9 protein-coding genes are annotated in these 9,454 nt (G+C 72.5%); all 9 read left to right on the top strand.

Features of this window, described 5'->3' with window-relative positions:
* The first annotated feature begins 66 nt into the window (after positions 1 to 66).
* The 9 genes from ACFWM7_RS30200 to ACFWM7_RS30160 all read left to right on the top strand — a co-directional run bounded on the left by ACFWM7_RS30200 (position 67) and on the right by ACFWM7_RS30160 (position 9,269).
* Positions 67 to 492 carry a phage tail protein gene (locus tag ACFWM7_RS30200; protein ID WP_383266556.1) on the top strand — a complete coding sequence of 142 codons (426 nt, stop codon included), beginning with the start codon at positions 67 to 69 and terminating at the stop codon, positions 490 to 492.
* A 59-nt stretch (positions 493 to 551) separates the two neighbouring features.
* Entirely contained in the window at positions 552 to 1,274 is a 723-nt protein-coding gene (locus tag ACFWM7_RS30195; protein WP_383266553.1) for a peptidase M23, read from the top strand.
* Complete coding sequence (locus ACFWM7_RS30190; RefSeq protein ID WP_383266551.1) at positions 1,271 to 3,052, top strand: VgrG-related protein; 1,782 nt, start codon at positions 1,271 to 1,273, stop codon at positions 3,050 to 3,052. The genes ACFWM7_RS30195 and ACFWM7_RS30190 overlap by 4 nt, the downstream gene beginning before the upstream one ends.
* 62 nt (positions 3,053 to 3,114) lie before the next feature.
* Complete coding sequence (locus ACFWM7_RS30185; RefSeq protein ID WP_383266548.1) at positions 3,115 to 3,432, top strand: PAAR domain-containing protein; 318 nt, start codon at positions 3,115 to 3,117, stop codon at positions 3,430 to 3,432.
* Positions 3,429 to 3,890 (top strand): GPW/gp25 family protein, encoded by a 462-nt coding sequence (locus ACFWM7_RS30180; protein ID WP_383266547.1) that lies wholly within the window; start codon positions 3,429 to 3,431, stop codon positions 3,888 to 3,890. Before ACFWM7_RS30185 ends, ACFWM7_RS30180 begins: the two co-directional genes overlap by 4 nt.
* Entirely contained in the window at positions 3,890 to 5,851 is a 1,962-nt protein-coding gene (locus ACFWM7_RS30175; RefSeq protein ID WP_383266544.1) for a putative baseplate assembly protein, read from the top strand. Before ACFWM7_RS30180 ends, ACFWM7_RS30175 begins: the two co-directional genes overlap by 1 nt.
* Positions 5,848 to 6,441 carry a phage tail protein gene (locus ACFWM7_RS30170; protein WP_383266541.1) on the top strand — a complete coding sequence of 198 codons (594 nt, stop codon included), beginning with the start codon at positions 5,848 to 5,850 and terminating at the stop codon, positions 6,439 to 6,441. Before ACFWM7_RS30175 ends, ACFWM7_RS30170 begins: the two co-directional genes overlap by 4 nt.
* Before the next feature lie 706 nt (positions 6,442 to 7,147).
* Complete coding sequence (locus ACFWM7_RS30165; protein ID WP_383266539.1) at positions 7,148 to 7,912, top strand: NADase-type glycan-binding domain-containing protein; 765 nt, start codon at positions 7,148 to 7,150, stop codon at positions 7,910 to 7,912.
* A gap of 379 nt (positions 7,913 to 8,291) precedes the next feature.
* The gene (locus ACFWM7_RS30160) at positions 8,292 to 9,269 is read left to right on the top strand and encodes a terpene synthase family protein (protein ID WP_383266536.1); all 978 of its coding nucleotides are present in this window, start codon (positions 8,292 to 8,294) and stop codon (positions 9,267 to 9,269) included.
* Positions 9,270 to 9,454: the final 185 nt, after the last annotated feature.

Below are 9,454 nucleotides of genomic sequence, written 5' to 3'. Positions count from 1 at the left end.
CGCCCGCACACCGCCCCGTACACCGAGACAGCACAGAAGACGAGAAGCAGAGAAGACGAGAGACGTATGACGGACAACATCTTCGCGACGAGCGTGTTCTTCAAGCTCGCGATCGGCGGCAGCGACCTGGGCGCGTTCCACACCTGCTCGGGCCTGGGGGCCGAGGTGGAGATGGAGACGTACGCCGAGGGCGGCAACAACGGGTTCACCTGGCAGCTGCCGGGGCGGATCACCTGGACGAACATCACGCTGACCCGCCCGGTGACGGCCGACACGATCAAGATCGCGCGCTGGCTGAACGAGACGATCCAGCGGGTCGAACCCAAGGACGGCGAGATCGTGGCGCTGCGCCCCGACCTCAGCCGGATCATCAGCTGGCAGGTCCACGGCATCGTGCCGGTGCGCTGGCAGGGGCCGTCCTTCGATCCGGCCAACTCCCAGGCGGCGATCGAGACGTTGGAGATCGCCCACGAGGGCCTGGAGCCCTCCTGACCGCCCGCTGCCCGACGCCGTACCGGACCAGGACGTAGAGAGAGGAAAGGAGGAACGCCGTGTCACCCGCTCTCCGCGCGAGCCGCGCCCGTGCCCAGCTGACCATCATGGAGCCGCCGTCGACCGTGGGCGCCAAGCCCGGCGGCACGCTCGCCCGGCTCACGTTGCAGTTCAACCCCGCGAAGCTGTCGCTGAGCAAGAGCACCGAGTGGCGGCGCACCCCGTCCCGGATGGCCGGGCAGTCCGCGCTGCCCGAGTTCGTCGGCAGCGGGCCCCGGGCCCTGTCGCTGGAGGTGTTCCTCGACGCGACCGCCACCCACGACAACTCCGTGGAGAGGGCGGTGGAACAGTTGATGACCGCCTGTGTGCCCACCCCCAGCAGTCTGGCCCGCAAGACGCCCGCCAGCCCCTGGGTGCGGTTCGACTGGGGGACGTCGAAGACGACCTCGTTCGACGGGGTGCTCTCCAGCCTCCAGGTCTCCTACACCCTGTTCGACGTTGACGGGAAGCCGCTGCGCGCCACCTGCTCCCTGTCGATCGAGGAGGCGAGCGTCGACCCGGCCGGCCAGAACCCCACCTCCGGTTCGAAGGAGGCGCGGCGCACGCACCGGGTGGTGGCCGGGGACAGCCTGCCGCTGCTGGCCTGGCGGGAGTACGGCGACGCCTCCGCGTGGCGCACCATCGCGCACGCCAACGACATCGACGACCCGATGCGGTTGACGCCCGGCCGGGAACTCCTCGTGCCGGGGCGGGAAGACCACCTGGCGGAGGGCGGCCGATGAGCGGGAAGGAATCACCCGGCCGCTCCTTCGCCGCCGACCCGATCGTCGAGGCGCCCGCCGAGCTGCCCGCCGCCTGGGCCACCCAGCTGGTGAGCTGTGTGGTGGACGAGAACGTGGGCCTGCCGGACACCGCCGTCCTGATGTACCGGGATCCCGACCACACCTTCCTCACCAAAACCGGCATCGGCATGGGCACCCCGCTGAAGATCTCGGTGGTCACCGTGCAGGACCGGGCGCGCGAGCGGCTGTTCACCGGGGAGGTCACAGCGGTCGAGCTGGACACCGACACCACCGGATCGTTCACCGTCGTCCGGGCGTTCTCGAAAGCGCACCGGCTCCAGCGCGGCCGGAAGGTGATGGCGTACCGGAACATGAAGACGGCGGACATCGTCCGCAAGGTCGCCGCCGGGGCGGGGCTCGCCTGCGGGAAGGTCGAGGCGGCGTCGATCACGTACAAGCAGCTGACCCAGCCGAACGTGTCGGACTGGGAGTTCCTCCAGCACCTCGCGGCCGAGAGCGGGGCCACCGTACGGGTGGACGACAAGGGCCTGTTGCAGTTCACCAAGCCGGACCCGGCCTCCTCGGCGCCCTCGCCCTCGACGTCCGCCACGCGCAACCCGATGGTCCTGGAGTACGGGAACAACCTGCTGGCCCTGCGCGCGGTGCTGACCGGGGCCGACGGGTCGGACAGCGTGGAGGTGCGCGGCTGGAACGTCGACACCAAGACCCGGCTGGTGGCCCGGCAGCAGTCCGTGCGCAGCGACACCGTCTCGCCGGGGATGAGCCCGTCGACGGCGGCCAAGATCTTCGGCTCCAACTCCCGTACGACCATCGCCGACACGCCGTACCGCACCCAGGCGGAGACCCGGGCCGTGGCCGGTGCGCTCGCCGCGTCCGTCAGCGCCGGGTTCGGGGAGGTCGAGGCGGTCGCGTACGGGAATCCGCGGCTGCGAGCGGGGATGCCGGTGGCGCTGGGCAACGTGGGGCCCGCCTTCTCCGGCCGGTACACGGCGACCGCCGCGCACCACGTCCTCGAACCGGACACCGGCTACCGCACGACGGTGATCGTCAGCGCCTCGCCGGACCGTTCCCTGTCGGGGCTGACCGCCGGCGGCAACGCCCCCTCGCGCGGCCCGCGCATGCCGGGTCTGGCGATCGGCGTGGTCACCGACATCCGCGAGGAGGGCAAGGGCCAACGCGGCTGGGTGCGGCTGAAGTTTCCCTGGCTCGACGACACGTACGTCACCGACTGGGTGCGCACCGTGCAGTGGGGCGGCCAGGGCGGCGGCGGGGTGTTCAGCCCGGAGGTCAACGACGAGGTGCTGGTCGGGTTCGAGCAGGGGCTGCTGGACAGCCCGTACGTGCTCGGCGGGCTCTACAACGGGGTCGACAAGCCCTCGCCGCACGACGTCCCGCTCGTCGATCCGACCAGCGGGAAGGTCAACCGCCGTTCCCTGGTGTCCCGTTCGGGCAACCGGCTGGAGCTGCTGGACGCCCCGCGCGGTCCGGCCGGGGTACGGATCGCCACCGGCGACAAACGGCTCGACGTGGTCCTCGACGAGAAGAAGGGTGAGATCACCCTCAGCGTCAAAGCCCGCGGCGGCACAAGGGAGTTGAGCTCCGTGACGCTGTCCGCTTCGGGCATCACCCTCGACGCGGGCGCCACGGGCGACGTGAACATCAAGGGCCGCTCGGTGACCGTCAACGGCAAGACGGGCGTCACGGTCGACGGCGGTCTGCTCGCGGTCCTCAAGGCCAAGCTCATCAGGATCAACTGACCGCCCTCCCCCCGCTCTTCCGATCCCCTGAATTCCCTTTCACAGCAAGGAGAAACCCGGCCATGCCCCCCGCAGCCCGCACGGGCGACAGCACCGCCCACGGCGGTCTCATCGGCACCCCGCCCCCGGGCGCGGTGGCCGTGGCCACCGTGTTCATCGGCGGACGGCCCGCGGCCGTCACCGGGAGCCTCCACGTCTGCGTCGTCCCCCCGCACGCGGCGCTCGGCCCCGGCAACGTGATCATGCCCAACCCCGCCGCCGCGATCGGCGGCGCGGTGCTGATCGGCGGACTGCCCGCGGCCCGGATGGGCGACAAGACCTCCTGCGGCGCGCCGGTCATCAGCGGTGCGTTCAACGTCCTGATCGGGGGCCCGATGTGAGCGGCGGCGGATACGCGGGACGCGGCGGCGGATTCATCGGGCGCGGCTGGGGCTTCCCGCTGCGGACCGGGCCGACGGGCGGGATCGCGCTGGTCGAGCGGGACAAGGAGATCGAGGAGGCCATCGGGCTGATCCTCGGGACCGCGCCGGGCGAGCGGCCGATGCGCCCGGAGTTCGGCTGCGGCATCCACGAGTACGTCTTCGCGCCCGGCGACGGGGCGACTGCCGGGCGGATCGCGCAGGAGGTCCGCACCTCGCTGGAGCGGTGGGAGCCGCGCATCGAGGTGACGGACGTGGTGATCGCGTTCGACGCGATCGAGGAGGGCACGCTCTACATCGACGTGCACTACACCGTGCGGGCCACCAACGACCTGCGCAACCTGGTCTTTCCCTTCTACACGATCCCGTCGTCGGAGAGCTCATCGCCGGGGACGTCCCGGGAAGCGGGAGTGCGCTGATGGCCCTGCCCTCCCCCAACCTGGACGACCGGCGTTTCCAGCAACTCGTCGACGAGGCCAAGCGGTTCGTCCAGCAGCGCTCCCCCGAGTGGACCGACCACAATGTGTCGGACCCCGGGGTGACGCTGATCGAGACGTTCGCGTACATGGTCGACCAGTTGCTGTACCGGCTGAACCGGGTGCCCGACAAGAACTACGCGGCCTTCCTCGATCTGCTGGGCGTGACGCTGTTCCCGCCGACCGTGGCACGGGCCGACATCGACTTCTGGCTGTCCGCGCCGCAGCCGGAGACCGTGCACCTGCCCGCCGGTACGGAGGTGGCAACGGCGCGCGGTGAGGCCGAGGAGCCGGTGGTGTTCTCCACCTCGGAGGACCTGCCGATCGTGCCGAGTTCGCTGGTCCGGCTGGTGACCGCGCCGGTGTCGGGCGACCAGACGGACCGGACCGCGCCGCTCGGCGCGGGCAAGGACATCCCGTGTTTCCAGGCCCGGCCGGAGCCCGGCGACGCGCTGTTGTTCGGGCTGCCGACGGCGGTGCCCCGGTGCATCGTCGCCGTCCGGCTCGACAGCCGGGTGGAGGGCGTGGGCGTCGACCCGCGTCAGCCACCGCTGGTGTGGGAGGCGTGGGACGGGGCCCGGTGGGTGACGTGTGCGACCGGCACCGACAGCACGGGCGGGCTCAACCGGCCCGGCGAGGTCGTCGTGTTCGTGCCGGCCGGGCACACGGCGTCCGTGGTGGCCGGAACCCGGGCGGGGTGGCTGCGCTGCCGGGTGACCGCCCCGGAGCCGGGCCAGCCGTTCTACTCGGAGTCGCCGACGATCCGGGAGGCCGAGGTGTTCACGGTCGGCGGGACCGCGGCGGCGGAGCACGCGGAGACCGTCCTCGACGTGCCCCTCGGGATGTCGGAGGGCGTCGCCGGGCAACGGTTCACGGTGAGCCGGGCGCCGCTGCTGCTGGACGGGGAGCCGCCCGTCGTCCAGGTGTCGACCGACGAGGGCTGGCAGATCTGGACGCCGGTGGAGCACTTCGGCGCGTCCCGGCCCGGTGACCGGCACGTCAGGATCGACGCCGTCGCCGGGGAGTTCGCGTTTCCGCCGGAGGTGCGGGAGCCGGACGGCACGATGCGCGCGTACGGGGCGGTGCCCGAGAAGGGCGCCCAGCTCCGCATCCCCCGCTACCGCACGGGTGGCGGGTCGGCCGGGAACGTCGCCCGGGGCGCGATCTCCGTGCTGCGCAGTTCGGTGCCGTACGTCGCGGGCGTGAACAACCGCGAGGCGGCGACCGGCGGGGTCGACGGGGAGACCGTGGAGAACGCGAAGGTGCGCGCGCCCAACATCCTGCGGGTGCAGGAGCGGGCGGTCACCGCCGAGGACTACGAGCTGATCGCCCGGGAGGCCGCGCCGTCCCTGCGCCGGGTGCGGTGCCTGCCGGCCGTGCCGGGAGAGGCCGGTGCCGTACGGGTGCTGGTGGTGCCGGACGCGGTGGCCGACGAGGACGGGCAGGTGCGGTTCGAGCAGCTGATCCCGTCGGACGCGGTGCTCACGGCGGTGACGGAGCGGCTCGACGAACGACGCCTGGTAGGAACCCGGTTGGTCGTCGAACCGCCCGCCTACCAGGGCGTCACGGTCGTCGCCCGGCTGGTGGCCGCGGCCGGCGATGTGGACCGGGTCCGGGCCGAGGCGCTGGAGGCGCTGTTCCGGCACATCGATCCGTTGCGGGGCGGGGCGGACGGGCAGGGGTGGCCGTTCGGCAGGCCCGTGCAGTACGGGGAGGTCTTCGCCGTGCTCCAGAACGTGGAGGGGGCGGGGCTCGTGGAGGACGTCCGGCTGTTCCCGGCGGACCCGATCACGGGGAGGCGCGGGGCGGCGGTGGACCGGGTCGATGTCGCGCCGGGGGCCCTGGTCTTCTCGCACCAGCACCAGGTGGTGGTCACCGCGAGCGGGGCCGGTGAGGTCGTATGACGCGGGCGGCGGTACCCGGGCTGCCCAGCCGCTACCCGATCGGTGAGCTGCTGCCCGCCCTGTACGCGGACGACGACCTCGCCCAGCGGTTCACGGCGGGCCTGGACACGGTGCTGGCACCTGTCCTGTCGACGCTGGACAACCTGCCCGCGTACGTCGACCCGGCGCTGGCCCCGGCGGACTTCCTGCCGTGGCTGGCGTCCTGGGTGGGCGTGGAAGCCGATCCGGCGTGGCCGGTGGAGCTGCGCCGGGCGGTCGTGGCGCGCGCGGTCGAGCTGCACCGGTGGCGCGGCACGCGGCGGGGCCTCGTTGAGCGGCTGCGGCTGTGCTGCGGGGTGCACGCGGAGGTCCGGGACGGCGGGGGCGCGACCTGGTCGGCCGAGCCGGGGGCCGCGCTCCCGCCGCCACCGACCGGCGAACTGCTCGTCCGGGTCTGGCCGGTGCGCGAGGGCGACGCGGTGGACGCCCGCCGCGTCCTGGAGGTCGCCACGGCCGCCTGCCCCGTCCACCTCACCTGCCGGGTGGAGGTCCTGCCGGACCCGCCGGTACCACCCGAAGCACCCAACGCGCCTGAACAGACTGGAGGCTGACGTGATGCGTTCGTGCCCGGCGTGCGGTACGGCCAACGGCGAGACCGACGACTTCTGCGGCAACTGCGGCGGCTACCTGGGCTGGTCCTCCGAGCCCGTACGACCGGGACGCGGAGCTGCGCCGGAGTCGGAGGCCGAGCCGAAGGCCCCTGAACCGGCGCCCCACGGGCCGGGGCTTGGCCGCGAGCCGGGGCCCGGACGTCAGCCGGGTCCTGCCCGCGAGTCAGGGGCGAAGTCTGCGTCCGGAGCCGGCACTCGGACGGCGGAGGCCGAGCCGACTCCGGCACGAGCACCAGCACCACCGACCCCTGCACCGGCACCGGCACCGCCCGCACCGGCCTCTCCCCCCACGCCCCCGCCCCCGCCCGCAGCCGCGCCGCCCACCAGCCGACCCACACGACCAAAAGCTCCCGCCCCCGCGCGCCCCGAACAGCCGCCCGTGCCAACCCGGTCGGGATCCGCGCCCCCGGCGGCACCCCTGCCCGCGAGGCCCTCGGCGCCCGCCCCCGTACCACCGCGTCCCGCCGCGCCCCCGGCGGAGTCACCGTCCCTACCGGCGCAGCCGCCCGTGCCTCCGGTCCGTCCCGTGCGCCCCGCCCCCGCCCCCGTACGCCCCGGAATCCCGGCATCCGCACCGACGCCACCGACGCCCCGGAGCGCATCCGAGACGAACAGGGCAGACGGGGCGGACGAGCCGATCGGGGCGGTGCAACCGGCCAAGCCCGTGGCCCGGCGGCCCGCCGTGCGGCCCGTGGCGGCGGACGAGTCGTCGGACGGTCCCCCCTGCCCGGCCTGTGGCACGCCGAACCTGGCCGGGCGGAAGTTCTGCCGGCGGTGCGCCGCTCCGTTGCAGGTCCGGGAGCAGCCGGCCGCCCTGCCGTGGTGGCGCACGGTGTGGCCGTTCCGCCGCCGGGTGCGCGGCGGTTCGGGCCGGACGCTGCGCCGGACGCTGCTGGTGCTGGCCCTGGCCGGACTGGTGCTCGCGGGCTTCCTGTTCTTCCCGTTCGGGCGCTACGTCTTCGAGGACGTCCGGGACAAGCTCGGCAAAACGGCGGAGATCAGCCCTACCGGGGTGACAGCGAGCGCGGCGGCCCCCGGGCACCCCGCGAGCGCGGCGATCGACGGCGTGACGAACAAGTACTGGGGCGCGCCCACTCTCGGCGCGTCGCTGACGTGCTCGTTCGGGACGCCGTTCCGGCTGGTCGGCGTCGTGGTGCACACCGGTGTGTCCAAGGAGCCGCAGGAGTTCCGGCGGGGCGCGCGGCCGATCCGGGCGGACCTGTTCGTCACCACGAAGGACGACAAGGTCCACAAGAAGGTGGTGACCTTCAACGACAAGCCCGGCAAGCAGGAGATACGAACCGGCATCAGCGACGTCGTCTCCGTCCGGCTGGTGCTGCGGGAGGCGACCGGTCAGGGCGAGGGGCGGCCGATCGCGGTCGGCGAGGTCGAGTTCTTCAAGCGCACCTGAGCCCGACCGCTGTCCCAGAAGTTCACCAACGCCCCAGTAACGATCAGAGACTTATTGACGATCAAACAATTTCGGTCACAAATGACTTCCCTCGGCACCCCCACAGGGGGTTGACTGGGCATTACACATGGTGACGTGCTCGCCCGCCGGCTCACCGGCCCTGCCCCGGCGTCGCGACCGGCGGCGAAGGAAGGAGGACAGCGATGACCCTCCCACCTCGCAACGCCGCTTCGCGGCCCGGCTCCCGGGCTGGCCGCCGCCGCTTCCCCGGGCGGGACCGTCCCGTGCTCGACCACCCGGAATGTGCCGTTCACATCGTCCGCGCGTATTCATCAGACGAGGGGCAGCAATGAGCCAGATCACGTTACCGGCGTTTCACATGCCGTTCCAGAGTGCCGGGTGTCATCCGGGCCTGGCGAAAACCAGGGAGGCCGCCTGGGAATGGGCGGAATCCGAAGGGCTCGATCTCTCCGTACCGGCCCGGCGGAAAATGATCCGGACCCGCCCGGAACTGTGGATATCCCTCATCTTCCCCAAGGCCACGCAGGAACATCTCGACCTGTTCTGTCAATGGCTCTTCTGGGCCTTCTTGGTGGACGACGAGTTCGACGACGGCCCGGCCGGACGCAATCCGCTGATGTGCGAGAAGGCGATCGCCCGACTGGTGGACGTCTTCGACGGAGCCGAGCCGAACGGGCCGATGGAGCGGGCACTCGCCGGGCTGCGGGACCGGACCTGCCGTGGACGGTCGCCGCAGTGGAACCGGCAGTTCCGGCGCGACACCGCCGCCTGGCTGTGGACGTACTACGCCGAGGCCGTCGAGCGGGCCGCAGGACAGGTGCCGACCCGGGCCGAATTCGCCAAGCACCGGCGGGATTCGGTCGCCATGCAGCCGTTCCTCTGCCTGCATGAGATCACCGCCGGAATCGATCTCCCGGATTCCGCCCGGAGCCTGCCCGCGTATATCGCCCTGCGGAACGCGGTCACCGACCATTCCGGTCTCTGCAACGACATCTGTTCCTTCGAGAAGGAAGCCGCTCTCGGCTACGAGCACAACGCCGTACGGCTGATTCAGCGGGACCGGGGATCCACCCTCCAGGAAGCCGTGGACGAGGCCGGGATCCAACTGGCCCGGATCGCGGAGCGGGTGCAGCGGGCGGAAAAGGAACTGGTCGAGGAAATCGAGGCGGCGGGCATCGAAGGACCGACCCGGGCGGCACTGGAGCGCTGCGTCCAGGACTACCGGGGACTCGTGCGGGGGGACTTCGACTACCACGCGCGCGCCGAGCGCTACACCCGTCCGGATCTGGTGGAGCTGGACGAACGGGACTCGCTGTCCCAGCACTTCGCGGCCTGAACCACCTGCCCCGGCCGACCCGACCTGCCCACCCGACCCACCTGGCCGACCCGCCCGAGCCGACCCACGCGGCCGACTCGCCCGACCCGGCCTGCCCGCCCGCCCTCGCCAGGGCGGGGAACCACCTCGGGGCCCGGGGAACCACCCGGGCCCCGGGGCGGGCCGGCGCCCGACCACCCGGTCCC

This window comes from Streptomyces sp. NPDC058375 (genome assembly GCF_042723425.1).
GTDB classification, from domain to species: Bacteria; Actinomycetota; Actinomycetes; order Streptomycetales; family Streptomycetaceae; genus Streptomyces; species Streptomyces durocortorensis.
Note: the sequence above shows the minus strand (reverse complement) of the source record. Positions and strands in the feature narration are given on the sequence as shown.